The sequence below is a fragment of the Roseibium album genome (genome assembly GCF_001404515.1).
GTDB lineage: Bacteria > Pseudomonadota > Alphaproteobacteria > Rhizobiales > Stappiaceae > Roseibium > Roseibium album.
The window spans coordinates 683,842-708,097 of sequence record NZ_CXWE01000004.1 but is presented as its reverse complement, the minus strand read 5'-3'; the positions used below and the strand labels follow the sequence as shown (position 1 = coordinate 708,097).

Below are 24,256 nucleotides of genomic sequence, written 5' to 3'. Positions count from 1 at the left end.
ATTTTGTCCTGCACGCCCGCGCTACCGGGCAGGTCCATTCCGGCATCCTCAGGAATTGGCTATTCCCGCCATTTGCCTGTGGCGAACGCGCTGAAAATGAATCATTTTCAACGCCTTCGCTTTGGACAAGCAGCCAAAACGCTCAAAACCCAATCAACTCATTATTGAATCCGTAACCTAAACGGCACGTTAAGATCGGAGCTTTTGGGGCTGTATTCGATCAGGGGCAAACAACCCGATAGGGGTTGCCGTACCGGTCATAGGCGACACAGTTCTTCGGCGTGGTGGCGGCACCAACGATTGCACCGCCTGCCGCACCAATTGCTGCGCCAGCGAGAGCGGGGCCCGCTCCGCCTCCGGCTGCTGCGCCGATTATTGCGCCGGTTGCAGCACCCAAGCCGCCGCCTACGAGCGCGCGATCAGTCTGACTGTCGGACTGACAGCCGGCTAGAAAGGCAGCTGCCACGGCAACAAACAGAAGTTTTTTCATATTTTTCATCCTACCGGTTGATCATTCCCGGATCGCGCTTCGAACAGTGTGTCGGGCCTTGTTACGGGCACGCCACACGGTACGGGTTGCCGTAACGGTCGTAAGCGACACAGTTTTTCGGTGTTGTGGCAGATCCAACAATCGCACCACCAGCTGCGCCGATAACGCCACCGACGAGCGCTCCTCCGACATCACCGGTTGCTGCAGCGCCGATAGCGGCACCGGTTGCTGCACCCAGGCCACCGCCAACGAGGGCCCGGTCAGTCTGGCTGTCAGATTGGCATCCGGCCAACGCAACGCCGATCGCTGCGAGCAGAACAAACTTCTTCATGAAAGATAACTCCCTTCAGAACCACATTCAGCGGCACGTTCAATAGTTTTAAATCTCACCAAGGGTAAGCTGCTTTGCCCGACGGGGCAATCTATCAATTCCCACAACGTGCAAAAGAGCTCAGGGCGGTGAGACCCGAGTTGTTCAGTGATGTGAAACAGATAGCCCGCGTTAGGCAAAAATATGACGGTCGCTTCCGTTGCTTCGGTGCTCCCGTCCTATTTTTGTCCATCGGGACAGGATCACCCTTTCAAAATGGCGAGCAATCCGCGGGTCGAGGCGTCTTTTTTGTCTGCCGAAGCCTGGCCCTTCACCATGGGCAGAAGCGCCGTGGCCAGTTCCTTGCCCAGTTCCACACCCCACTGATCGAATGAATTTATTCCCCAGATGACGCCTTCGACGAAGACACGATGCTCGTAGAGAGCTATCAGGCGGCCAAGCGCGAAGGGAGTAAGCCTGTCATAAACGAGCGTGAGTGACGGACGGTCACCGGGAAACACCTTGTGCGGGGCAAGTCGCTCGACGTCTTCCTTGGAATGACCCGATGCTGTTAGCAACGCCGTCGCCTCCTCAAGGGTCCGACCGAGCATCAGAGCTTCGGATTGCGCCAGGCAGTTGGCCATCAGCAGATCATGATGTTGCTGCAAGTCGCTCTCATGACCATGTGCTGCAATGAGGAATTCGCACGGAATAACCGTCGTTCCCTGGTGGAGTAGCTGGTAGAAGGCATGTTGCCCGTTCGTGCCGGGTTCTCCCCAGACGAGCGGGCCGGTCTCCCTGTCGACCGGGCTGCCGTCGAGCCTGACCCGTTTTCCATTCGATTCCATGTCGAGCTGTTGCAGATATGCCGGCAGCCGCGCGAGGCGCTGGTCGTAGGGAAGGACAGCGCGCGCCGAATATCCGACGACATCCCGGTGCCACACGCCGATCAACGCCATCAGCACCGGCAGGTTTTGATCAAGCGGCGCTTCCTGAAAATGCAGGTCGATTGCGTGTGCGCCCTCCAGGAAATCATTGAATGCATCCGGTCCGATCGCAATCATCAGGGGCAGGCCGATGGCGGACCAGATCGAATAGCGACCGCCGACCCAGTCCCAGAAACCAAAGACGCGGCTCCGGTCAATGCCGAAGGCCGCCACCTTGTCCAGCGCGGTTGAAACGGCTGCAAAGTGCTGGCCGACCGCTTCTTCGCCGAGGGTGTCCGCAATCCACCTTCGTGCTGTTGCGGCATTGGTCATGGTTTCGATGGTCGTAAAAGTTTTGGATGCGACGATGATCAGGGTCGTCGCAGGATCGAGTTTTTCCAGCGTATCTGCAATATGTGCGCCGTCGACATTGGAAACATAGTGAAGCTCCGGACCGTCATGGTAGGGAGCAAGCGCCAGTGTTGCCATGACTGGTCCGAGGTCGGACCCGCCGATACCTATGTTGACGACGTCGGTAAAGGGGGCGCCCGATGACGACACCAACTCTCCGGAACGAACCGCCTCGGAAAAATCTGCCATCGCGTCCAGCACCGCGCGAACATCTGGCATGACATCATGTCCATCGACAAGGACCGGACGATCGGACCGGTTGCGGAGCGCAGTGTGGAGCACTGCCCGCTCTTCGGTCGTGTTGATCTTCTCACCTGCAAACATTGCAGATCGCCGCTGTTCCAGGTCTGCAGCCCGTGCGAGCTCAAACAGGAGGTCCAGGGTCTTGAGGTCTATTTTGGTTTTGGAATAGTCGAGTAGCAGGTCGCCCGTGCGGGCGGAAAACTTTTCGAAACGGTCAGGGTCATCCGCGAACAACTCGCGCAGGGTCGTGTTGCTCATCTTGTCGGCCTGTTCGCCGAGTGAAACAAACGCTGCTTCGAGAGCCATTGGAGTACCTCTTTTAAATCGATTTAACCGGTTGAATTTTCGTCATTGGGCAAGGTAGGCATCAATTAGCACAGCAACTTGACGGAGGGAAAAAGATTTTCCGACTTGCCGGCTGGTCGAGGTGGCAGACGGGGCATAACTGAATTCTGCATGGCGCGTGTCTCATGCGGTGGTTGTATTGGGTCCGGAATTGATAAGATATTAGGAGTTTTGACGTAGCGTCTATCAAGTCGTGCCGAAGGGTACGTAGAAATTCCAATGAATTCACATTTCAGGCAATCAGACCCAATGTGCGCAGCGAAAACTTCTCATGATCTGGCTCATCTTCAGGGAAATCCGGATGTTCGGGAAAACGTGCTCGTTGTCGATTTCGATACACTCGCAATCATTGATGCGGTGGTTACGAATGTAAGTGAATGGGGCTGTTGCCTGACGTCGGAACATGTCAGCGAGTTATACAAGAATGTCGGGATCCGCCTTGAAGGGTCGCGCAAGCTTTCCAAGGCACACGTGACATCGGTCAAGGGCAAAGACGCAGCCGTTGTTTTTACAACGCACGAAAGCTCAGTCACCGACAAGCGTCGCGAGAAACGAAACGACGTCAAGATTCCCGTGACGATTGCTGACCTGGAAGGTATCACCGAGATTACCGGTATCATTGTGGATGCAGCCAAGAACGGGTGCAAGGTCAAGGCCGAGGGGCTAACTGCGCTTCCCGAAGAAGTTCTCATTTCGATGAAAAAATTCGACAAGCCGGTTGTCGCGGAATTTGCCTGGCGCAACGACAAGTCTGCCGGTCTACGCCTCCTTTGGAACAGGACCCTGGAGGAGAGCGGGAGCGATGAGAGCGGTGAAGACCAAGACCTAATGGCTCAGGAAACCGAGGACGCCTGACAAGCAGATGCCTCGTGCAAATTTGCCAACTACCTTTCTTTAATCGTTGAGCCCGGCGGCCGCGCGCGCGCGTTCCTCGATGCCGGCCCAGTCCTCGGCAGCAATCGCCTTGGCATCGGCGATCCAGGAACCGCCCACGCACAGAACATTCGGAAGTGCAAGATAGTCCGGTGCCTTGTCGAGACTGACACCGCCTGTCGGGCAGAATTTGGCCGCTGCAAGGGGGGAGGACAGCGACTTCAGATAAGACGTGCCGCCCGCCTGTTCAGCCGGAAAGAATTTCAGGCGTTCATATCCGCGTTCCAGAAGATACATCACCTCGGAGGCCGTAGCCGCACCCGGCAGGAGCGGCACACTGTGCTCGTCGGCTGCGTCCAGCAGGGACTTTGTCGCTCCCGGAGAAACAACAAAACGAGCCCCGGCCGAGACTGCTGCATCATATTGCTTGCCGTTCAAGACTGTTCCGGCGCCGACAATCGCTCCATCCACATGCTCGTTTACGGCGTCGATTGCTTCCAGAGCATGCGGTGTACGCAAAGTGATTTCGATAGCAGGCAGACCACCTCTGACGAGGGCTTCAGCCATCGGTACGGCCTTCCTGGGGTCCTCGACAACCAGTACCGGGATAACAGGTGCAGCGCACATCACTGCTTCGATTTTCTGAATGTCCTGAGCCATTGTTTTCTCCCGAATAGTATTGGCTTTACACACCAAACACGTGCGCGCCATCGTCTGCTGCGCCAACATTTGCCCGAAATGCAGCAAAGAGGTCCCTCCCGACACCGAACTGATGCTCACTGAGGTCTGCGGTCGCAAGCGGTCTGGCGTTGAATTCGGCGTCGTCTACAAGAACCATGAGTTCGCCGGTGACGGCATTGATGCGGATCATGTCACCATCTTTGATCTTCGCTATCGGACCGCCGTTCGCTGCCTCCGGCGTGACGTGGATTGCTGCCGGAACCTTGCCTGATGCGCCAGACATTCTGCCATCGGTAATAAGGGCCACCTTGTGGCCGCGGTCCTGGAGAATGCCGAGACAGGGCGTGAGTTTGTGAAGTTCAGGCATTCCCATGGCCTTTGGACCCTGGAAGCGAACCACCGCGGCAATATCGCCCTTCAGTTCCTTGTTGTTGAAGGCCGTCAGGAAATCGTCCTGCGAATGAAAGACACGAGCAGGGGCTTCAATGACGTGCCGCTCCTTGGCGACCGCGGAAATCTTGATGACCGCCTTGCCGAAATTGCCGGTCAACATTTTCAAGCCTCCAGTCGGCTGGAAGGCCTTTGACAGCGGAGCCAGAACGGTTTCGTCCCCTGACACAGCCGGTACCTGTTCACGCACGATGTTTCCATCCTGGTCGAGTTTGGCCTCAACCGTGTATCCTGAAAGATCCGTGCCGTGGACCGTTTTGACGTCCTTGTGCAGGTATCCATCCGACAGGAGTTCGCGGATCAGGAATGCAAGGCCACCGGCTGCCTGGAAGTGGTTTACGTCCGCCTTGCCGTTCGGATAGACCCGGGCGAGGAGCGGAACAACATCCGAAAGTTCGGAAATATCATCCCAAGTCAGCTTGATGCCCGCAGTTGCGGCGATCGCAACCAGATGCATCGTGTGGTTAGTCGAGCCGCCCGTCGCATGCAGGCCGACAACACCGTTGACAATGGCCTTTTCGTTGATGATTTCGCCCGCTGGAGTAAACTCGTTGCCGAGAGCAGAAATTGCCAGTGCGCGTCTTGTGGCCTCCCTGGTCAGCGCATCGCGGAGCGGGGTGCCCGGATTGACGAACGAGGCGCCCGGCATGTGCAGCCCCATGATTTCCATCAGCATCTGGTTGGAGTTTGCCGTGCCGTAGAATGTGCAGGTACCTGGCGAGTGATAGGCCTTGGACTCGCTTTCCAGCAGGGCGTCCCGGCCGACTTTTCCTTCCGCATAGAGTTGCCGCACCTTTGCCTTGTCGTCATTCGAAATACCGGTTGTCATCGGACCTGCCGGAACGAACACGGCCGGCAGGTGCCCGAAGGAAAGCGCGGCAATCGCGAGACCGGGAACGATCTTGTCGCAAATCCCGAGGAAAACGGCGGCATCGAACATCTGGTGCGACAGACCCACAGCGGCGGACATGGCGATCACATCGCGCGAAAACAGGGACAATTCCATGCCGTCCTGACCCTGTGTGACGCCGTCACACATGGCGGGGACACCGCCTGCAACCTGTGCTACGGCACCAACTTCGTGCGCGGCTTCGCGGATGAGCGCCGGATAGGTCTCGTATGGTTGGTGGGCCGACAGCATGTCATTGTAGGAAGTGATGATCCCCAGGTTGGGTACCACATCACCCGACAAGGCCTGCTTGTCGGATAACCCACATGCGGCAAAACCGTGCGCAAGGTTGCCGCAGGAAAGCCGCGAACGTTGAGGGCCCTTGTCGGCAGCCTTGCCGATCCGGTCCAGATAAAGAGAACGGCTGTCGTGACTGCGTCTGACGATCCGTTCCGTGACATCGCCGATGCGATCCTGGATAGTCATGCTTCAAGTCCTTTCCTTGCCGGTAACGGCTGGGTCATCGCTTTCGGGCAAATTTCGCGCTTTCGCCCGATAACTCTATTCAATCGATTTAAATGGCAGAAATTTCACAGGCCCCAAGCCTGTGAAATCTGTTTATTCGGCGTCGTCTTCAGACCAGGTGCGTCCATCGCGTTCCACGAGCGCAATGGAGGCGGACGGGCCCCAGGTGCCTGCAGTATAGCCCTTCGGCGTTTCCTTGGACGTTGCCCAGGCGGCCAGGATCGGGTCGATCCAGGACCAGGCCGCATCGACTTCATCCCGGCGCATGAACAGTGTCTGGTTGCCCCGGATCACATCCATGATCAAACGCTCATAGGCGTCCGGATTGCGCACCTTGAAGGCATCGGCAAAACTCATGTCGAGCGGAACCTGTCTCAGCCGCATCCCGCCCGGGCCCGGGTCCTTGATCATGATCTGCATCTGGACACCTTCATCCGGCTGAAGGCGGATGATCAGGCGATTGGCCGTGATCTTTCCCGCTTCCGTGCCGAAGATGGAATGGGGAATAGGGCGGAATTGCACGACGATTTCCGATACACGCTGCGCAAGCCGTTTGCCGGTCCGCAGATAAAACGGAACCCCGGACCACCGCCAATTTGCGATTTCAGCCTTCAATGCGACAAAGGTTTCCGTCCGGCTTTCGTCGTTGCCAAGCTCTTCAAGATATCCGGGAACCGCACCGCCGGCAGACGCCCCGGCACGGTATTGACCCCGCACGGTCAACTTGTCGAGATTGTGGTTGCCGATTGGAGACAGGGCCTTCAGCACCTTCAGTTTTTCATCCCGGACGCTGTCCGCGTTCATCGACTCCGGTGGTTCCATGGCCACAAGACACAACAGCTGCAGGATATGGTTCTGGACCATGTCTCTCAAGGCGCCAGCCGTATCGTAGTAGCCGGCGCGCCCACCGACACCGAGGGATTCCGCCACAGTGATCTGAACATGATCGATATGTGCAGCGTTCCAGAGCGGTTCGAACAGGGCATTGGCAAACCTGAGTGCCATCAGGTTCTGAACGGTTTCCTTGCCCAGATAGTGGTCGATACGGAAGATCTGTTCTTCCTTGAAGACCGCACCGACCGTGTCATTGAGGGCCTTGGCCGAAGCACCGTCCTTGCCGATCGGCTTTTCCATGACGACACGGGCATGATCATTGACCGCTCCCACTCTGCCAAGGTTCTCGCAGATGGTTCCGAACAGATCAGGGCCGACAGCCAGATAAAACCCCCGAATAACGTCTTCGCGTTCATCCAGCACTTTTTTCAGGTCTTCAAAACCCTGAGCAGTCGCGACATCGATCTTGACGTAACGCAGGCGTTTCAGAAACCGGGCAAGATGATCTTCCTCGAGATCCTTCACATGTTCCTGGAGTGCCGTCCTGGCCCAGTCACAATAGTCATCGTCGGTATAGTCACGGCGCGCACTGCAGATGATGCGTGCGTTCTCAGGCATCTGTCCATCTGCGTCGCGGTGGTAGAGAGCCGGCAGAAGCTTGCGATGCGCAAGGTCACCGGACGCGCCGAACACGACAAGGTCGAATTCCTGAACTTCAATGACGCGTACCGCCATGAGACTATCCTTCCAACAGGCTAACTGTTTCCCGGACTGCCGACGGCCCGGCTGGTTTCGAGAGGCTTTTAAATCGATTTAATTCACTTGTCAGCCCCTCAAATGAGAGCTGCCCATTCTTTTTCCAGTTCAGCGATCACCGGAAGGTCGGCTCCGCGGCGCGAGCAGGTGATGGCGGCTGCCTGCATGGCGAATTCAAGAAGACGCCCGACACGCTGCTCTTCAAGCTCCGCCAGCGATTTCCTGTCGGTGACTTTGAGTTTTTTCATGCCGGAAAGCAATGCGGCCTGAAACGTGTCGCCCGCACCCACCGTGTCCTCAACCTTTACCTTGATGCCGGGGCAAGTGGTTTCGAAACCTGCAGAATATGCGCTCGCACCTTCTCCGCCACGGGTGACAATGACGAGTGCCGTTCCGCTCGACAGCCAGCGGCGCGCAATGTCGGCGATCGGTTCATCCGGTGCGATCAGGGCGAGATCCTCATCGCTGACCTTGATGACATCGGCGAGTGGCGCCAGACCTTCCGTGTTCCGGCGCCAAAGGGCCATGTCGGGTTCCACTGTCGGACGGATATTGGGATCGAACGAAATCAGTGTGTTCCGACGCTCACGTTCGATCAAGGCTTTCAGTGCACCGGCGATGGGATCGACCAGTGCGGTATAAGAACCGATATGCAAAAAGAACGGAGGCTCCCTGAACACAGGTAGATCTTCTGTCGTGACCATGCGGTCAGCGGCATTTGCACCATAGAACGTATAGGCCGGGTGGCCGTTTGCATCCTTCTGGACCAGACTGAGCGTTGTCAGGTAATCCGTTCTCAGGATGTAATCGTCCAAAACACCTTCCTTACGGAATTTGTCGACAAGTTTTACACCAAGCGCGTCGTTGGATATTCCGCCAAAGAACCCGGCCGTCTCACCCAGACGGGCAAGGCCCATGGCCACGTTGAATGGCGACCCGCCAATTCTTGCGTCAAAGGTAACACCGTCTTCCGCACCTGCCTCGCCAAAGAGGTCGAAGAGCGCTTCACCGCAGATCACATACATCAGGATCCCAGACTGTTCATTGCTGATTGGAAAATGGCCCGGCAGTGCCGGACCACCTTGGATTTGTTCTCAGACAATCATTCATGCCGCAAGATCTTCAGGTGGATCCATGGCGCCGGTCATGATCGCGACCGCGTCGGACATGGAAAAATCAGATGGCCTGATGACGCAGGCACGACGACCGAGCCGGTGGATGTGGATCCGGTCGGCAACCTCAAACACATGCGGCATGTTGTGACTGATGAGCACGATCGGCAAACCGCGTGCCCTCACATCCATGATCAGGTCAAGCACGCGTCGGCTTTCCTTGACACCAAGGGCTGCCGTCGGCTCATCCATGATAACCACCTTTGACCCGAAAGTTGCAGCTCTTGCCACTGCAACGCCCTGACGCTGTCCTCCCGACAGGGTTTCAACCGCCTGGTTGATGTTCTGGATGGTGAGAAGACCAAGCTCGCTGAGTTTCTGCCGGGCGATTTCTTCCATTTTCTTGCGGTCGAGTTGCCGTAACCACGCGCCCATGATGCCTGGCTTGCGCAGTTCCCGGCCCATGAACATGTTGTCGGCGATCGACAGGGCAGGGGACATGGCCAATGTCTGATACACGGTTTCGATGCCGGCATCCCGTGCCTGGATCGGTGAGGTAAAGTTGACCGTCTTGCCGTCGAGCAGAATGTCACCTTCGTCTGGTATGACAGCACCGCTCAAGGCCTTGATCAGGGTGGATTTACCTGCTCCGTTGTCGCCGATGACCGCGAGGATTTCGCCCGGATAGAGTTCAAGATCAGCATGATCCATGGCGACCACGCGGCCGTAACGCTTGACCAGGCTACGGGCTTGCAAAACGGGTTCCATCACACCGATACCTTTCTGATCCATTGGTCGACTGCGACGGCAGCGATGATGAGCAGTCCGATGAGCAGATACGTCCACTGGGCATCTGCTCCAAGCAATCGAAGGCCGAGCGTGAAGACGCCGACGATCAGGGCTCCGAACAGGCTGCCGAGAATCGAACCGCGGCCACCAAACAGCGAGATTCCACCGATCACGACGGCGGTTATGGATTCAATATTGGCAAGTTGACCCGAGGTCGGCGAGACCGAACCGATACGGCCGATCATGGCCCAGCCGGCAAATGCGCAGATGAGACCGGAGAGCATGTAGACGGAGATCAGGACCTTCTTCACCTGCACGCCGGAAAGCTGGGCGGCTTCCGGGTCATCACCAACAGCATATACGTGCCGCCCCCAGGCAGTCTGTCGCAGGGCATATGCCAGCACCAATACGAGCAGCACCAGGAATATGACGCCATAGGTAAAGATTGCGCCGCCGATATTCACCTTGTTCCCGAACAGCTGCAACAAGGGAGCTGTGTTGGCAATATCCTGCGAGCGGATTGTTTCGTTGGCCGAATAGAGAAAATTGGTCGCAAGCACAATCTGCCACATGCCGAGCGTGACGATGAATGGCGGCAGTTTTACAACGGCGACGAGAAAGCCGTTGATGTAGCCGCATATCGTCCCGCAAAGAAGGCCGCAGGCAACCGCAACTTCGACCGGCAAGCCGTACCTGAAGGTGAACTGACCCATCACGACGGACGAGAGGACCATGATCGCGCCGACGGAGAGATCGATGCCGGCCGTCAGGATCACGATGCTCTGGGCCGCAGCGACGATACCCACGATCTGGACCTGCTGAAGGATCAACGTGAGTGCAAAGGGAGAAAAGAACTTCGATCCGAGCATTATGCCGAATGCGATGATGGATAGGACCAGAACAATCAGGGGAACCAATGACGGCGTCTGGTGCAAAGTGTGCTGGATCTTGTGCCCCAACCCATGATGATGCTCATCAAAGGAGGCCACAGCTTGCGGACTGGAGTCTGCGGCTGCCTCGTAGTCCGCCGATTCGCCCGCTGTTTTCGTTTCTGAGGTCATGCCCGTTTCCCTCTATGCCGCTTAAAAAAAAGGGGCAAGGATTGCCACGCCCCTTTTTGCCGTTTTCTGTCAGGAATTAACCCCAGCAGAGATCCGTGCCCTTTGCGGTGTCAATGGAATCGACGCCGTCAACCGGCTGGTCGGTGACAAGTGCAACACCTGTGTCAAAGAAGTCCTTGCCGGCTGTCGGCTCAGGTTTTGCACCATTGTCCGCCCAGGTCTTGATGGCTTCAATACCGAGAGAGGCCATCAGAAGCGGATACTGCTGTGAAGTCGCGCCGATGACGCCGTCCTTGACGTTCTGTACGCCGGGGCAGCCACCATCCACGGAAACGATCAGTACGTCGTTTTCACGGCCGATTGACTTCAACGCTTCATAAGCTCCGGCCGCGGCCGGTTCGTTGATCGTGTAGACCACGTTGATCATCGGATCCTTGGCAAGCAGGTTCTCCATCGCACGACGGCCACCTTCCTCGTTGCCCTGCGTGACGTCGTTGCCGACGATGCGTGAATCGGTTTCATCGCCCCACTTGTTCGGGTCTCCCAGATCGATACCGAAGCCCTGAAGGAAACCCTGATCACGCAGTACGCCGACGGTCGGCTGGCTGATCGCAAGATCGAGCATGCCGATTTTCGCGTCTGCTGCCTTGTCGCCGAGTGCACCGGCAGCCCACTTGCCGATCAGTTCACCAGCCAGGAAGTTGTCCGTCGCGAAAGTGGCGTCGGCTGCGTCGATCGGGCTAAGCGGTGTATCGAGAGCGATCACGAGAAGACCGTTGTCCCGTGCCTGTTGCACGGCCGGCACGATTGACGAGGTATCGGATGCGGTCAGCAGGATACCTTTGGCTCCGTCGGCGATGCAGGTTTCGATCGCGGCCACCTGGGTTTCATGGTCACCGTCGACCTTTCCTGCAAAGGATTTCAGCTCAATGCCGAGTTCTTCAGCCTTGGCTGTCGCGCCTTCCTTCATCTTCACGAAGAACGGGTTGGTGTCGGTCTTGGTGATCAGGCAGGCGGTAATGTCTGCCGCGGCCGCAGGAGCAACTCCCATGGCTGCAAGAACCGAGCATGTCGCGAGTAATTTGCGGATCATTTGCGTTTTTCCTCCCTGGCCTTTGTCAATCGGAACGGTCAGGTGTGGCCAGATGTGACCCCAACCGTGCTGCCCTTGCCGGAAAGCTGGCTCGGTTTTCCGAGCTGCCAGCTCCGGCAGGTCCCTTGTCCTTCCCGCCCGTCAGGATTGTTGCCCTCGGCGAGAAGTTGAAAAACTGAGGCAGGCTCGCTGCGCCGACCGCGCCGGCATCATGAGCAAAGCTGCCGAATACGATTTCCGGAGACTTGCGCTTTTCTGGAGCGGCCTGTTCCACGGCTTTTTGAAGCGCCTGCTGGAATGCTTCGGGGAAAGCCCCTCTCAGGTCGCCGTCCACAACCACGAGCGAAATGTCGAGAAGCGCATAGGCCGAGCGCAAAGCGAGCCCGACCGCCGAGGCACAGTCTTCGAGCCATTCCTGATATCTTGCATCATTCGCTTCCACCGCTGCCTGCAGGTCGGACCTGCTGAGCTGCGCAAAATTTTCCGGAGACAGGTGCCTTGCCAATGAAACCAGCGAAGCCCTTGTCAGCAGCAGATCCCAGGGTTGCTTTGGTTTCGGCGCGGTCGAAAGACCGCTCGGCGGTACCGGCATGAATGCAACATCGCCCGCGTTTCCCGACAAGCCGCGAATGACATCGCCCTTCAGGACGAGGCCACCGCCGATGGCCGGCCCCAGGAACAGATACAGAAAATCGTCGTTCTGCCGGCCGTGTCCGTAAAACAATTCGGCAACCGCGGCTGCGGTCCCGTCGTTTTCGCCGAAGACCGGCAACCCCGTCGCCTCTTCCAGCGCGGCGGCAAGATCAAAGTCGTTCCATTTCTTGAAATCCGCCTCCGGCAACCCGAGTTCGTGAAGCCAGGCGTCGAGATTGAACGGTTGAGCCAGGCCGATGCCCGTTATGCGTTCCCGCAGTTCCTCGCTCAACAATGCGCGCAGACTTTCCAGGTCTTCCTTCAGGATTTCCAGCGCCTGTTCCGGTGCGGGTAGAATCATGTCGTGAATACGGCGGTCGATAATATGGCCCGAGAAGTCCATGAGGACGGTTTCGAGGTTCGTCCTGTCAAGGCGGACGCCGAATGAAAAGGCTCCGTCTGGTGCAAGTTTCAGTATCGTGGCCGGTTGACCTCTGCTGCCGTCATGGCGCTTGCCCGCCTCGAATATGAGGTCTTCCTCGATCAGGTCCTGGATGATCGCACCGATTGCGGCGTTGGTCAGTTGAACCGCGCGGGCCAATTCCGCCTTGGATGCTTCGCCGGCGCGCCGCAGGATCTGCAGGACGATACGCTCGTTATAGCGCCGCAACTGCGCGGAATTCGAGCCTCGGCCAGATGTGCGGGTCTCCTCCACGTTCATTGCCCCTCCCAAGGCACAAGTCTCGCTGAACCGGCGGTACCATAATAATTAATTTTGATGAAATTATTCGCCTACAGAACCGATCTGTCAATTCTTATTTTAGTTGGCCAGTACGTTTTTTGCCTCGGGGAACAGTAAGGCGCTGACAAATGTGCAGAAATCGGTGTCTCGACAATAACAGAAAAAGTTCCGTATGGGCATATTGATCTCCAGTGAATTCCCGGATGCAACCATGCGTTTTTCATTGAGGCCCATTGCCGGAGGTCACAGGAGTCGTATTGTCGAGTTTCAAAAGGGAATCGGAGTGAACGTTGATGCCGGTCAAAAAAGACGAAGCTTTTCTTGCGCGGGCTATCGCCACCGGGGCGGGCGAAGCGCCGGCGGACCTGGTCATAAAGAATGTCACGCTTTTCAATGTGATGGACGGCAGTAGCCGCGAAACGGACATTGCCGTCACCGGGGACCGTATTGTCGGGACCTATGGCAGCTACGAAGGTGCTGTAGCACTGCCTGGAGCGGGACTGACAGCCGTTCCCGGTTTTATCGACACACACCTGCATGTTGAATCGTCACTGGTCACGCCCCTGGAATTCGACCGTTGTGTTTTGCCGCACGGTGTTACCACCGCCATTTGCGATCCCCACGAAATCGCCAATGTGCTTGGTGCGGAAGGGATCCGGTATTTCCTTGATGCTTCTCTTGAAACCGTCATGGATCTCAGGATCAACCTGTCTTCGTGCGTCCCGGCAACGTCCTTTGAAACGGCCGGAGCCTGCCTTGAAGTTGATGATCTCTTGCCATTCCGCGATCATCCGAATGTGATCGGCCTTGCAGAATTCATGAATTTTCCGGGCGTGCTGGCACGCGATCCCAAGGTTCTGGCGAAGCTTGCGGCATTCCAGGATGGACATATCGATGGCCATGCGCCGCTTTTGTCCGGCCTCGGTCTGAACGGTTATCTCGCCGCGGGGATCCGGACTGACCATGAGGCGACCACTGCAGAAGAGGCGTTGGAAAAGCTTTCCAAAGGCATGACAATCCTGATGCGCGAGGGCTCGGTATCAAAGGATCTGGAAGCCCTTGCTCCGATCCTGACACCGGATGTTTCCGCGTTCATCGCTCTTTGTACCGACGACCGCAACCCGCTCGATATTGCAGAAGAAGGCCATCTCGACAGCATGATCCGGCGCCTGATTGCAAAGGGTATCCGTCCTCTTGATGCCTATCGGGCCGCCAGCTGGTCTGCGGCCAACGCTTTCGGTCTGAAGGACCGCGGCGCAATCGCACCTGGAAAACGCGCCGATATCGTTCTGTTGAACGATTTCGAGGGATGCGGCATCGAACAGGTGCTCGCCGGTGGCGTACTTGCGAACGACGCCGCCTTTTCCAGCCGCGGGTCTGTTGCACCGGTCGGGCTGAACAGCGTCAAACTTGAACCGGTCACACCCGGTACTTTCGACGTCCCGGCGCGCAACAGTGACACGTCCGTCATTGGTGTTCTGCCTGGAAAAATCATTACCGAACATCTGGTGAAGAGACTTCCCGTCTCCGGGGGCAAGACACTGGTCGACCTGGAACAGGATGTTTTGAAAGTTGCTGTCGTCGAACGGCACAGGGGGCTTGGTCATGTCGGCCGCGGTTTTGTCCATGGTTTCGGCATGACAAGCGGCGCAATCGCAAGTTCTGTTGGACATGACAGCCACAATATTTGTGTTGTCGGAGCCAATGATGCAGCAATGTCTCATGCCGTGAATCGGGTTGTAGCAATGAATGGCGGGTTCGCAGTCGCGGACACGGAGGGCGTCAAGGCCGAACTCGCATTGCCTCTCGCCGGGCTGATGAGCCTGGAGCCGTTCGAGACTGTCAGATCCGACCTTGAATCCCTGCGTGCTGCTGCCAGGTTGCTCGGCTGTACGCTCGAGGAACCGTTCCTTCAGGTCGCGTTCCTGCCACTTCCGGTCATTCCGCATCTGAAGATAACCGATCTGGGCGTCTTCGACGTCGACAAGTTCGAGCTTGTTGATCAGGGTTCCTGATGTGCTCTTGAAATCAATCAGTAGTGGCGCATCCCGTTTCTGAACCTGTTCCAGCTTTGCGCTGTTCTCATGGCAAGAAACAGGATCACCGCTCCGGCGATCAATGACCAGACAAGCAGCTTTCCGTCGAAGGAAAAGTTCTCCAGCAGGTCTGTCGGATAGGCAATCCTGGGATTGACGGGAAGGTAAGTGATCGAGGTCTGATCTGAGTGCAAACCGGCCGACCACTGCCCGGGAACCCAGAAAGTCAGGACTTGCGGTGCGTTTCCCGGCTGAGTTACTTCGACAACAAGCACATCGTGCGTAAACCTGTGAGTGCTGTTTTTCAATGTGTTGCGCGGAGACTTGTGAAGAGCTTCTTTCAGGGTCAGCTGTTCGTGGTTCATATCCTGAATGCTCAGGACCGTTCCCGGGGTCTTTTCGCCGAAGAATTCCAGCAGCCAGTATTTCAATCCGCTGTCATAATGGAAATAGACCGCTAAAAGGCACACAAAGCCTGCAAAACACAGAATCGCCAGATTGTGTGTATGTCTGTCTTCAGTGGCTTCTCTGGGATTATACATCTATCCGTCACCCATCGGAGGATACTGCAGAACATGCGCGCAATGGTAGCTGAAATCCATTCACGGAGCCACCGGTTCAGATGATCCTTACCCTTGCCGTCTCCGGATACCGATCCTTGAGGGATCTTGTTCTGCCGTTGGATCGGATCACGCTGGTGACCGGTGCAAACGGCAGCGGCAAATCCAGTCTTTACCGCTCGATCCGCCTGCTTGCGGAGGTGGCGCAGGGGCAGGCGATTGCATCGCTGGCCGCCGAAGGTGGACTGCAGTCCACCTTGTGGGCTGGGCCGGAAGCCTTTTCAAGAAGGATGAAGAGTGGCGAGGTGCCTGTGCAGGGTACCATTCGCAAGAACGTGGTAAGCCTGAAGCTCGGGTTCGCGGATGAAGATTATGGCTATGCAATCGATCTTGGACTGCCGGCGGATGCAGGACGCTCGCTGTTTTCGATGGACCCGGAGATCAAGGCAGAAGCCCTGTGGGCAGGCGAGGCCCTGTCGCGCTCGAACGAGATCGCCGGCAGAAACGGACCGACGGCGAGGGTCCTGAACAGCCAGGGGCAACGGATACCCGTCTACCAGAATCTTGCCCGTTTCGACAGCATGATGACCCATGCCGCAGATCCGAAGGACGGACTGGAACTTCTTGTAATGCGTGAGCGCATGCGTGCCTGGCGGTTCTACGATCATCTTCGGACAGATCGGGATGCACCCGCCCGTTTTCCCAGAATAGGAACAAGAACACCTGTTTTGAGCGCTGATGGCGGTGATCTTGCCGCTGCACTGCAGACCATTTTGGAAATCGGTGACGAAGTCGCGCTGGGCGAAGCAATCGACGATGCATTTCCCGGCGCCTCGATCAACGTGACCGTCAATGAGGGTTACTTCGAACTGTTCATGACGCAAAGGGGGTTGTTGCGGCCGCTTCGGTCGAGCGAGCTTTCGGATGGCACGTTGCGGTATCTGTTGCTGACGGCAGCTCTTTTGTCACCGCGTCCGGCTCCCCTGATCGTCTTGAACGAACCCGAAACCAGCCTCCATCCTGACCTGCTGGAACCTCTGGCCCGGCTGATTGCGAGAGCTGCGGAAAAGACCCAGGTCATTGTGGTGTCCCACGCGCATGATCTGGTTGGCACACTTGCAAAACTCTCCGGCTGCGTGCGCTACGAGTTGCGCAAGGAACTGGGGGAAACGGTTGTCGATGCGGAAGAATTGCCTCGTTGGAACTGGCCGAAACGCTAAATCGGAGATCAATTTCGTGGCTCTTGATAAGTTTCTGATTTCTCGCCGGTATTGCTATCCGGTGCTGTGGACTTATCTTCATCTTATGGTTCGCGATTGCAAAAAAATGAAGAGATGTCGTTACGTCGCGAGTTGACGTGAACGGAAGGTTGCGTCATGTCAGAAGGGACCCGAAGAGGTGGCGCATTCAATCTACCTGGTGCCGGTGAGGAGGAAATCGTTTCGGGCGGACATATTGGGAGTTCGCACGAGACCGGATTTCATCTGCCAGAGATTGAAGCGAAAATAACGCGTTGGAGAACGTTATGACGACTGCGGAGGAATGGAACGCGGCATTTGACGCCCGTCCGGTACACGAATATCTGGAAAGCACCGTCGCACAGTTCGGCGACCGGCCGGCCGCCGATTTCATGGGCAAGGTCTGGACCTATTCCGAACTCGGTGCCCTTGTGGACAGCACGGCCGCGGGCCTTCAGGCCATGGGTGTCGGACCGGGCGTGCATGTAGGACTTTGCCTTCCAAATACGCCCTATTACACGATCTTCTACTTCGCGATTTTGAAGATCGGCGGCACGGTCGCCAACTTCAATCCGCTCTATGTCGAACGTGAAATTGCCTTTCAGGCGCGCGATGCCGATGTGCGCATCATGGTGACGATGGATCTGAAAGTGATCTACGACAAGGTCGAGGAAGTCCGGAAGGAAAAGATCCTCGACAAGATCATCGTGTGCCCGATGACGTTTTGTCTTCCCACGATCAAGAAGGTGCTTTTCAGCCTCTTCAAGCGCAAGGAACTGGCGGACATTCCACGCGATGAGGCGCATGTGTGGTTCGATGAGCTACAGACCAGGGGGAACAGTCCGAAGCCGGTCGAGATCGATCCCCATGACGATATCGCCGTGCTTCAGTATACCGGTGGCACGACCGGTGTTCCCAAGGGTGCAATGCTGACGCATCAGAATCTGTCGGCCAATATCGAGCAAATGCGCTGCGTCTTCGAAAAAGCGCGTCTCGGTGAAGAAAAGATGCTGTGCGTGTTGCCGTTCTTTCACGTCTTCGCCATGACCGTTGCCCAGAACCTTTCGATTATCTTGGGTGCAGAAATGGTCCTGCAGCCACGCTTTGAACTGAAAGCACTGCTTGAAGCCGTCAAGCGCAAGCAGGTGACACTGTTTCCGGGCGTGCCAACGCTTTATACCGCGATCAACAATTCTCCGATGACTGCGAATTACGACCTGTCGAGCATTTCGCTGTGTCTCTCAGGTGGTGCGCCGTTGCCGGTCGAGGTCAAGCAGAGTTTCGAGAAGTTGACGGGCTGCGTGTTGGTTGAAGGCTATGGCCTTACCGAATCCTCACCGGTCGCGGCGGTCAACCCGCTCGACGAGAACCGGCGCGCGGGTTCCATCGGCCGTCTTGTGCCGGGCACCAGCGCCCGGTTTGTCAGCATCGAAGACCGGACGACCGAGGTCGCCGCAGGCGAGAAGGGCGAACTTCTGCTTCACGGACCGCAGATCATGAAGGGTTACTGGAAGCGGGATGACGCCACGGCGGACACGATTACCGCCGAGGGCTATCTGCATACGGGCGATGTCGGCTATCAGGATGACGAAGGCTTCATTTATCTGGTCGACCGGATCAAGGACCTGATCCTGTGTTCGGGTTACAACGTCTATCCGCGTGTCATCGAGGAAGCGATCTACCAGAACGAAGCGGTGGACGAGACGATCGTCATCGCGATCCCGGACGAATATCGCGGTCAGTCTCCCAAGGCTTTCATCAAGCTTAAGGAGGGCCATTCCATGACAGGTGAAGACATGAAGACATTCCTGAAAGAACATCTGTCTTCCATTGAAATGCCACGTGAATTCGAGTTCCGGGATGAACTTCCCAAGACGATGGTCGGCAAACTTTCCAAGAAGGAACTGGTCGAGGAAGAGGCGCAGAAGCGCGCGCAATCCGAAGCGCAAAGCGCCTGAACATTCTCCAACGTGCGCAACACACGATGTCGTTCTTTTCGGATCCCGCGCCTCAGTGGGATTCCCCGCGACCTTCTGCGGCGCGCGCCAGTTCGCGGCCGCGCTTGATTTCGCGGCGAACAGTATAGATTGACGCAGCAATGATGATGGTGGCGCCGGCGAGGGTTTCCACGCTCGGCCAGTGGCCGAAGACAAGCGCGCCCAATATGGTCGCGTAGAGAAGCCGGGTGTAGTCCAGGGAGGCAATGGCGGTTGCTTCGCCTGCCTTGTAGCCCTTGATGTTTGCAAGCTGTGCTGCCCAGGAAACAATGCCGACCAGCAGGAGAAGCAGCCACTGGTGCAAGCTTGGTGCCTGCCAGGTCAGAACCGCCGGCACAAGCATGATCAGACCGACCCCGAACGCCTGGTAGGTGAGGATGGTCACCGGCGGGTCTGTTCGCGTCAGGATACGGACAACGATCATGACCATGCCGGCACCGGCTGCGCCGGCAATCGCGAGCAGGGCGTGGGGATCGACGATGCCGTCTGCACCCGGGCGCAGCATGAGTACCACACCGAGAAAACCGACGATGGTCGCGCCCCAGCGGTGGACACCAACGATTTCGTTCAAAAACCAGATGGCAAAAATCGTGATGAAAAAGGTGCGGGAGAAACTGATCGCCGTTGCATCGGCCAGCGGCAGCTCGATGACGGCGGTGAAACCACACAACATGGCCGTTGCAGCGATGAGAACACGAGCGAGTTGAAGCCCCGGCCGCTTCGTGACCAGTGAGGTCGGCAGGCCGCGTATGATCGTCGGGGCGACAATGGCGAGCATGACGGCCTGTCGGACGAAGAGGATCTGAAAGACGCTCAGATCCCGGCCAACGAACTTGATCAAAGCCACCATGATGGAAAATCCGAATGCCGCCAGTAATACCCACAGCGCACCAATGGTGTTGGACGGAAGATCGACCGTCATGGCCACAATTTTCTTCTCGACACGTTTCAGCAAATGAAGTCCTCTGGCGGCAGGCGCCCCGGTCCGGGCCTGTTTTTCAATCGGGTTTCAATGTTGTTTCCCGGAACGAACGGTTGCAGGGACAGATACACGATACGAGTGCGCACGCGTGCCCGTTCGGTCATTCAATAGGTGGTAATCGGCATAGGCTATGCCCATTTTGACCGGAAGGAAAGCTGTCACTGCAATGTTTGCCTTATCCGCCGAACCGGTTATATTTCACTTGGCAGCACGGCGGTTTCGAGGCACAAAACACAACAGATCCACTGGTTACAGTGGTCTTCGGGGCCAACTTGGATGCATATCCGTTGCATTCGGTCTTCTGATTTCCAGGGAAACTCCTCCCAAAACACAGGTCCAGATTTATGAACAAGATGGTCACTCCGAAATTCGGTGTCGGCGCGCCTTTGCGCCGCAAGGAAGATCAACCGCTCATCACCGGTCAGGGAATTTACACCGGCGATTATCGGCCTGAAGGCTGTCTTCACGGCGTCATGGTGTATTCGGCAATGGCCCACGCCAAGATAAGTGTCGAAAACGCATCCGACGTCAGTGCGCTGGAAGGCGTTCATCTTGTGCTGACTGGCGGTGATGTCGAGGGCTTTACGCTGCCGACAATGGCCCGGTTGAAGCAGATCGACGGAACCGACCACTGGCTGCCGCCGCAGCCCTTGCTTTGCAAGGACGAAGTGCGGCATGTCGGCGATGCCATTGCCTTCATTGTCGCCGACGATAGCAACACGGCGAGAAATGCGGCCGAAATGCTTGAGGTGGACTACGAACCGCTCGAAGCCGTGATCGGAATCGAAGAGGCCCTGGCGCCTGATGCGGTGAAAGTCTGGCCGGAGCATGGCAGCAACGTCGCGTTCACCTTCGGCCATGGAGGCGAAGCAAGGACCGATGCGGCTTTCGCGGCTGCTGACAAGACCGTCACCATCGAAATCGTCAACAACCGCATTGTCGCCAACTACATGGAATTGCGTGGTTGCGTCGCAGAATTCAGTCCGGATGCGGAGCGCTACAAGTTGACGCTGGGCACGCAGGGCGGGCACGGGATGCGCGATGTTATCTGCAAGGTGCTTGATCTGGAAAAGGACAAGATCCAGGTGATCACGCCTGAAGTCGGCGGCGGTTTCGGTACTAAGGCATTCTGCTACCGGGAATACCCTCTCTTGATGATTGCGGCAAGGCAGCTCGGAACGCCCGTCCGCTGGGCGGGCGAGCGAATGGAACATTTCATCACCGACGCACACGGCCGGGACAATCTGAGCCGCGCAGATCTTGCGTTGGACAAGGACAACAGGATCCTTGGACTAAGGGTGCATGTGAAGGCAGCCATGGGGGCGTATCTCAGCCAGTTCGCTCCGTTCATTCCCTGGGTTGGAACGGCCATGTCCTCGGGGCTTTACGACATCCCTGCGGTGTTTGCGAAGACCGAGGGCGTCTACATGCACACCGTACCGACCGACGCCTTTCGTGGGGCAGGGCGTCCTGAGGCTGCCTACCTGATCGAAAGGCTGATGGACAAGGCCGGTGAGGAGACGGGTCTTGGGCCGATCGAAATCCGGAAGCGGAATTTCATCAAACCGGAGCAGCTGCCCTATACCACGCAAACCGGGCGCCTCTACGATACCGGTGATTATTCGGGCCACCTCGACAAGGCTCTGGAAGTTGCCGGCTGGGCCGACTTCAAGTCCCGACAGGAAGAAAGCGCAAAAGCCGGCAAGTTCCGCGGGATCGGACTGTGCTCCTACATTGAAGCCTGTGCATTCCCTGGAGGCGAGGAAGCGACTGTTGAACTCAACCAGGAGGGCAATCTGACGCTGCTGATCGGGACGCAGACCAACGGCCAGGGCCATGCCACCGCTTATAGTCAGGTTGTCGCCGAGAAGTTCGGAGTGACGATCGACGAGGTCGAGGTTATCCAGGGTGACACGGATCGCGTTGAGAACGGCGGCGGGACCGGCGGTTCCCGGTCAATTCCCCTCGGCCTGCCGTCTGTTCGCGATGCCAGTGACAGCCTGGTGAAGAAGGTCAAGGAACTGGCGGCGGACAAGCTGGAGGCCGGTGTCGACGACCTGGAGCTTGAGAGCGGTATCGTGCGCGTTGTCGGAACGGACCAGCAGGTCGCGCTGTCCGAGATCGTTGTTGCCGCCGGCGAAAAACTGTCTGCGCGCGAAGAAGTCCGCCAGGACGAGGCAACCTATCCCAACGGCACGCATATTTGCGAAGTCGAGGTTGATCCGGGAACGGGCGACGTCGATCTGGTCAATTATGTCATCGTCGATGATTTCGGTGTCACCGTGAACCCGCTCCTGCTGGAAGGTCAGGTGATCGGCGGTGCGGCCAATGCCGTCAGCCAGGCACTGTGCGAGCAGACGATCTATGATGAAGACGGTCAGCTTCTGACGGCCTCGCTGCTGGACTACCGTCTGCTGAGGGCCGCAGATCTGCCCGACATTCACTTCGAGACCCGGAACGTTCCCTCAACGACCAACGCCATGGGCATCAAGGGAGCCGGAGAAGCCGGGACAATCGGTGGCTGTGCTGCAGTGATGAATGCCGTTCAGAAGGCGCTTGAGGACGGCGCAGGTGTGACCGAGCTGATCGACATGCCGGCGACGCCGCTCAGGGTCTGGGAGGCGATTGAGGCCGCGAAGTAGGAAATTCACACCAATGGAAAAGGCGTCCAACGGGACGCCTTTTTTGTGCGCAGCCTTGCTGCCTCGCAAATTCGTGTCTGTGGTTTGTTTGAGAATATCGTTTTAATTGGCATCTTCTTGCCCCAAATTGACGTATTACGCTAAAAGCGCGCGACTCATTCGTTCCAGGCAGCAGGTTTCAACTCTTGTTTCAGTCATTTTTTCCCAACCCGAAACTCTTTTTCCTGTCTGCGATTGCCTGGACCGCAGTGGCAGTCGCTGTCTGGTACGGATTTGCTTCAGACCTCGGCGGTTCGCTCGGCTTCGGCGCAACACCGGAAGGGCAGCAGCCAATTATTGGTCTCGGGCATTTTACCACGCCCGAGTTCTTATGGTTTTACGTGTATTATGGACTGTTTACGGCCGCATTCGGTGCTTTCTGGTGGTGGTATTCGAAGGCGCATACCTGGCAAGTCTGGTCCATTTGGGGATCTTCGCTGATCATATTCATGACCTATTACGACGTGCAGGTTGCCGTCGCGATCAACAACTGGCGCCGACCTTTTTTTGATACGGTACAAACAGCACTGGACGAAAGTGCTCGCGTTGTTTCAGCCGACGAGTTCTACGCGCTGCTGTTTATCTTCTTCCAGATCACGTCGGTCTGGGTCATCCTCTATATCTTGAAGCGGTTCTTTATCAGTCATTACATTTTTCGCTGGCGCACGGCGATGAACGACTACTATGTCGCCAAATGGAATAACGTCCGGCAAATCGAAGGTGCCTCCCAGCGTATCCAGGAAGATACAATGCGGTTTGCAGCAATCATGGAGGGTTTGGGCGTCGCCCTGATCGATTCCCTGATGACCCTGATCGCCTTCCTGCCGATCCTGCTCGCATTGTCGTCGCACGTGGTGGAACTCCCCTTTATTGGCGAGATACCGGCACCGTTGTTGAGTGCGGCCATTTTCTGGTCAATCACCGGAACCGTTGTTCTCGCCGCAGTCGGTGTAAAGCTACCGGGTCTTGAATTCCACAATCAGCGCGTCGAAGCTGCCTATCGTAAGGAACTTGTCTACGGCGAGGATCATGAACACAGGGCGGACCCGGTAAAGCTTACCGAGCTGTTCGGCTTCGTCCGGAAGAACTATTTCCGCCTGTATTTCAATTACATGTATTTCAACCTGTTCAGGGGTTTCTACCTTCAGGCAGACAACGTCTTTGCATATTTCCTTCTCATTCCGACATACGTCGCAAAGAAGGTGACATGGGGGATTGTCCAGCAAATTCTGACAGCTTTCAGCCAAGTGTCCAACTCATTCCAGTTCCTTGTCAATTCCTGGCCAACGATCGTTGAACTGTTGTCCATCTACAAGCGTCTTAAAGGCTTCGAACAGGCCATTGCGGAACGTGAAGCGATGATGATGCGAGGGGAATTGGCGGCAGAAACGGGAGCTGGCGAGTAAGAAATCCGGAGTGCAGGATTGCAATAACGCGTGCTTCGCGAGATATTGCGTTTCCCAATCGTGATTTCGACCAGCCCCAAGCTTTCCGCTCCCTGACGGATTTACCGTGTTCGATTGATGTATCCGGTTGCAGGCTGGGTGTTTTGTAGCTCTTCCCGATCCTTCGGTCCGGTGCGTCAGGAGAGTATTGCCT

19 protein-coding genes are annotated in these 24,256 nt (G+C 56.8%); 6 read left to right on the top strand and 13 right to left on the bottom strand.

The genetic code is table 11. From position 1 onward, the window contains the following. Positions 1 to 220: 220 nt before the first annotated feature. From LA5095_RS16580 to pgi, 3 genes are all read right to left on the bottom strand, one after another. Positions 221 to 490: a YMGG-like glycine zipper-containing protein gene (locus tag LA5095_RS16580; RefSeq protein ID WP_029063160.1), complete on the bottom strand. Its 270-nt coding sequence runs from the start codon at positions 488 to 490 to the stop codon at positions 221 to 223. 61 nt (positions 491 to 551) lie between these two features. Beyond that, on the bottom strand, positions 552 to 821 hold the full coding sequence (locus LA5095_RS16575) for a YMGG-like glycine zipper-containing protein (RefSeq protein WP_029063159.1): 270 nt from the start codon (positions 819 to 821) through the stop codon (positions 552 to 554). Between the two features lie 242 nt (positions 822 to 1,063). Next, positions 1,064 to 2,686 (bottom strand): glucose-6-phosphate isomerase, encoded by a 1,623-nt coding sequence (pgi, locus tag LA5095_RS16570; protein WP_055116714.1) that lies wholly within the window; start codon positions 2,684 to 2,686, stop codon positions 1,064 to 1,066. A 288-nt stretch (positions 2,687 to 2,974) separates the two neighbouring features. Here pgi and LA5095_RS16565 point away from each other — a divergent pair, with 288 nt between their 5' ends. Then, entirely contained in the window at positions 2,975 to 3,580 is a 606-nt protein-coding gene (locus LA5095_RS16565; protein WP_208992720.1) for a PilZ domain-containing protein, read from the top strand. 39 nt (positions 3,581 to 3,619) lie between these two features. Here the strand turns inward: LA5095_RS16565 and eda are convergent, their stop codons facing one another. The 8 genes from eda to LA5095_RS16525 all read right to left on the bottom strand — a co-directional run bounded on the left by eda (position 3,620) and on the right by LA5095_RS16525 (position 13,142). After that, positions 3,620 to 4,258, bottom strand: coding sequence for a bifunctional 4-hydroxy-2-oxoglutarate aldolase/2-dehydro-3-deoxy-phosphogluconate aldolase (gene eda, locus LA5095_RS16560; RefSeq protein ID WP_055116712.1), 639 nt, complete (start codon positions 4,256 to 4,258; stop codon positions 3,620 to 3,622). A 25-nt stretch (positions 4,259 to 4,283) separates the two neighbouring features. After that, positions 4,284 to 6,104 carry a phosphogluconate dehydratase gene (gene edd, locus LA5095_RS16555; RefSeq protein WP_055116710.1) on the bottom strand — a complete coding sequence of 607 codons (1,821 nt, stop codon included), beginning with the start codon at positions 6,102 to 6,104 and terminating at the stop codon, positions 4,284 to 4,286. 132 nt (positions 6,105 to 6,236) lie between these two features. Continuing rightward, positions 6,237 to 7,712: a glucose-6-phosphate dehydrogenase gene (gene zwf, locus LA5095_RS16550; RefSeq protein ID WP_055116708.1), complete on the bottom strand. Its 1,476-nt coding sequence runs from the start codon at positions 7,710 to 7,712 to the stop codon at positions 6,237 to 6,239. Positions 7,713 to 7,810: 98 nt separating this feature from the next. Then, complete coding sequence (locus tag LA5095_RS16545) at positions 7,811 to 8,758, bottom strand: carbohydrate kinase family protein (RefSeq protein ID WP_055116706.1); 948 nt, start codon at positions 8,756 to 8,758, stop codon at positions 7,811 to 7,813. 81 nt (positions 8,759 to 8,839) lie between these two features. Next, positions 8,840 to 9,637, bottom strand: coding sequence for an ATP-binding cassette domain-containing protein (locus LA5095_RS16540; protein ID WP_173937376.1), 798 nt, complete (start codon positions 9,635 to 9,637; stop codon positions 8,840 to 8,842). Continuing rightward, positions 9,613 to 10,695, bottom strand: coding sequence for an ABC transporter permease (locus LA5095_RS16535; RefSeq protein ID WP_055116704.1), 1,083 nt, complete (start codon positions 10,693 to 10,695; stop codon positions 9,613 to 9,615). The genes LA5095_RS16540 and LA5095_RS16535 overlap by 25 nt, the downstream gene beginning before the upstream one ends. Positions 10,696 to 10,771: 76 nt before the next feature. Then, the gene (locus LA5095_RS16530; protein WP_029063150.1) at positions 10,772 to 11,788 is read right to left on the bottom strand and encodes a sugar ABC transporter substrate-binding protein; all 1,017 of its coding nucleotides are present in this window, start codon (positions 11,786 to 11,788) and stop codon (positions 10,772 to 10,774) included. A gap of 25 nt (positions 11,789 to 11,813) precedes the next feature. Further along, positions 11,814 to 13,142, bottom strand: a complete 1,329-nt coding sequence (locus LA5095_RS16525; RefSeq protein WP_055116702.1) for an ROK family transcriptional regulator — start codon at positions 13,140 to 13,142, stop codon at positions 11,814 to 11,816. 314 nt (positions 13,143 to 13,456) lie between these two features. On the opposite strand from LA5095_RS16525, the gene ade reads away from it, so the two are divergent. Next, positions 13,457 to 15,178: an adenine deaminase gene (gene ade, locus LA5095_RS16520; RefSeq protein ID WP_055116700.1), complete on the top strand. Its 1,722-nt coding sequence runs from the start codon at positions 13,457 to 13,459 to the stop codon at positions 15,176 to 15,178. 17 nt (positions 15,179 to 15,195) lie between these two features. On the opposite strand, the gene LA5095_RS16515 is transcribed toward ade, so the two are convergent. After that, positions 15,196 to 15,741 carry a hypothetical protein gene (locus LA5095_RS16515; protein ID WP_055116698.1) on the bottom strand — a complete coding sequence of 182 codons (546 nt, stop codon included), beginning with the start codon at positions 15,739 to 15,741 and terminating at the stop codon, positions 15,196 to 15,198. 80 nt (positions 15,742 to 15,821) lie between these two features. Here LA5095_RS16515 and LA5095_RS16510 point away from each other — a divergent pair, with 80 nt between their 5' ends. Both LA5095_RS16510 and LA5095_RS16505 read left to right on the top strand, forming a co-directional pair. Further along, positions 15,822 to 16,979, top strand: coding sequence for an AAA family ATPase (locus LA5095_RS16510; RefSeq protein ID WP_055116696.1), 1,158 nt, complete (start codon positions 15,822 to 15,824; stop codon positions 16,977 to 16,979). A gap of 305 nt (positions 16,980 to 17,284) precedes the next feature. Then, positions 17,285 to 18,955: a long-chain-fatty-acid--CoA ligase gene (locus tag LA5095_RS16505; protein ID WP_055116694.1), complete on the top strand. Its 1,671-nt coding sequence runs from the start codon at positions 17,285 to 17,287 to the stop codon at positions 18,953 to 18,955. 52 nt (positions 18,956 to 19,007) lie between these two features. Here LA5095_RS16505 and LA5095_RS16500 read toward each other — a convergent pair whose 3' ends face one another. Then, positions 19,008 to 19,916 carry a DMT family transporter gene (locus tag LA5095_RS16500; protein ID WP_082442464.1) on the bottom strand — a complete coding sequence of 303 codons (909 nt, stop codon included), beginning with the start codon at positions 19,914 to 19,916 and terminating at the stop codon, positions 19,008 to 19,010. A gap of 404 nt (positions 19,917 to 20,320) precedes the next feature. Here LA5095_RS16500 and LA5095_RS16495 point away from each other — a divergent pair, with 404 nt between their 5' ends. After that, entirely contained in the window at positions 20,321 to 22,618 is a 2,298-nt protein-coding gene (locus tag LA5095_RS16495; RefSeq protein ID WP_055116690.1) for a xanthine dehydrogenase family protein molybdopterin-binding subunit, read from the top strand. A gap of 185 nt (positions 22,619 to 22,803) precedes the next feature. Continuing rightward, positions 22,804 to 24,063 (top strand): peptide antibiotic transporter SbmA, encoded by a 1,260-nt coding sequence (gene sbmA, locus LA5095_RS16490; protein ID WP_055116688.1) that lies wholly within the window; start codon positions 22,804 to 22,806, stop codon positions 24,061 to 24,063. Positions 24,064 to 24,256 lie beyond the last annotated feature (193 nt).

Excerpts from the sequence above, each read along its gene's own strand:
- LA5095_RS16580 (WP_029063160.1), bottom strand. The coding sequence starts at position 490 with ATGAAAAAACTTCTGTTTGTTGCCGTGGCAGCTGCCTTTCTAGCCGGC.
- LA5095_RS16575 (WP_029063159.1), bottom strand. The coding sequence starts at position 821 with ATGAAGAAGTTTGTTCTGCTCGCAGCGATCGGCGTTGCGTTGGCCGGA.
- pgi (WP_055116714.1), bottom strand. The coding sequence starts at position 2,686 with ATGGCTCTCGAAGCAGCGTTTGTTTCACTCGGCGAACAGGCCGACAAG.
- LA5095_RS16565 (WP_208992720.1), top strand. The coding sequence starts at position 2,975 with ATGTGCGCAGCGAAAACTTCTCATGATCTGGCTCATCTTCAGGGAAAT.
- eda (WP_055116712.1), bottom strand. The coding sequence starts at position 4,258 with ATGGCTCAGGACATTCAGAAAATCGAAGCAGTGATGTGCGCTGCACCT.
- edd (WP_055116710.1), bottom strand. The coding sequence starts at position 6,104 with ATGACTATCCAGGATCGCATCGGCGATGTCACGGAACGGATCGTCAGA.
- zwf (WP_055116708.1), bottom strand. The coding sequence starts at position 7,712 with ATGGCGGTACGCGTCATTGAAGTTCAGGAATTCGACCTTGTCGTGTTC.
- LA5095_RS16545 (WP_055116706.1), bottom strand. The coding sequence starts at position 8,758 with ATGTATGTGATCTGCGGTGAAGCGCTCTTCGACCTCTTTGGCGAGGCA.
- LA5095_RS16540 (WP_173937376.1), bottom strand. The coding sequence starts at position 9,637 with ATGGATCAGAAAGGTATCGGTGTGATGGAACCCGTTTTGCAAGCCCGT.
- LA5095_RS16535 (WP_055116704.1), bottom strand. The coding sequence starts at position 10,695 with ATGACCTCAGAAACGAAAACAGCGGGCGAATCGGCGGACTACGAGGCA.
- LA5095_RS16530 (WP_029063150.1), bottom strand. The coding sequence starts at position 11,788 with ATGATCCGCAAATTACTCGCGACATGCTCGGTTCTTGCAGCCATGGGA.
- LA5095_RS16525 (WP_055116702.1), bottom strand. The coding sequence starts at position 13,142 with ATGAACGTGGAGGAGACCCGCACATCTGGCCGAGGCTCGAATTCCGCG.
- ade (WP_055116700.1), top strand. The coding sequence starts at position 13,457 with ATGCCGGTCAAAAAAGACGAAGCTTTTCTTGCGCGGGCTATCGCCACC.
- LA5095_RS16515 (WP_055116698.1), bottom strand. The coding sequence starts at position 15,741 with ATGTATAATCCCAGAGAAGCCACTGAAGACAGACATACACACAATCTG.
- LA5095_RS16510 (WP_055116696.1), top strand. The coding sequence starts at position 15,822 with ATGATCCTTACCCTTGCCGTCTCCGGATACCGATCCTTGAGGGATCTT.
- LA5095_RS16505 (WP_055116694.1), top strand. The coding sequence starts at position 17,285 with ATGACGACTGCGGAGGAATGGAACGCGGCATTTGACGCCCGTCCGGTA.
- LA5095_RS16500 (WP_082442464.1), bottom strand. The coding sequence starts at position 19,916 with ATGACGGTCGATCTTCCGTCCAACACCATTGGTGCGCTGTGGGTATTA.
- LA5095_RS16495 (WP_055116690.1), top strand. The coding sequence starts at position 20,321 with ATGAACAAGATGGTCACTCCGAAATTCGGTGTCGGCGCGCCTTTGCGC.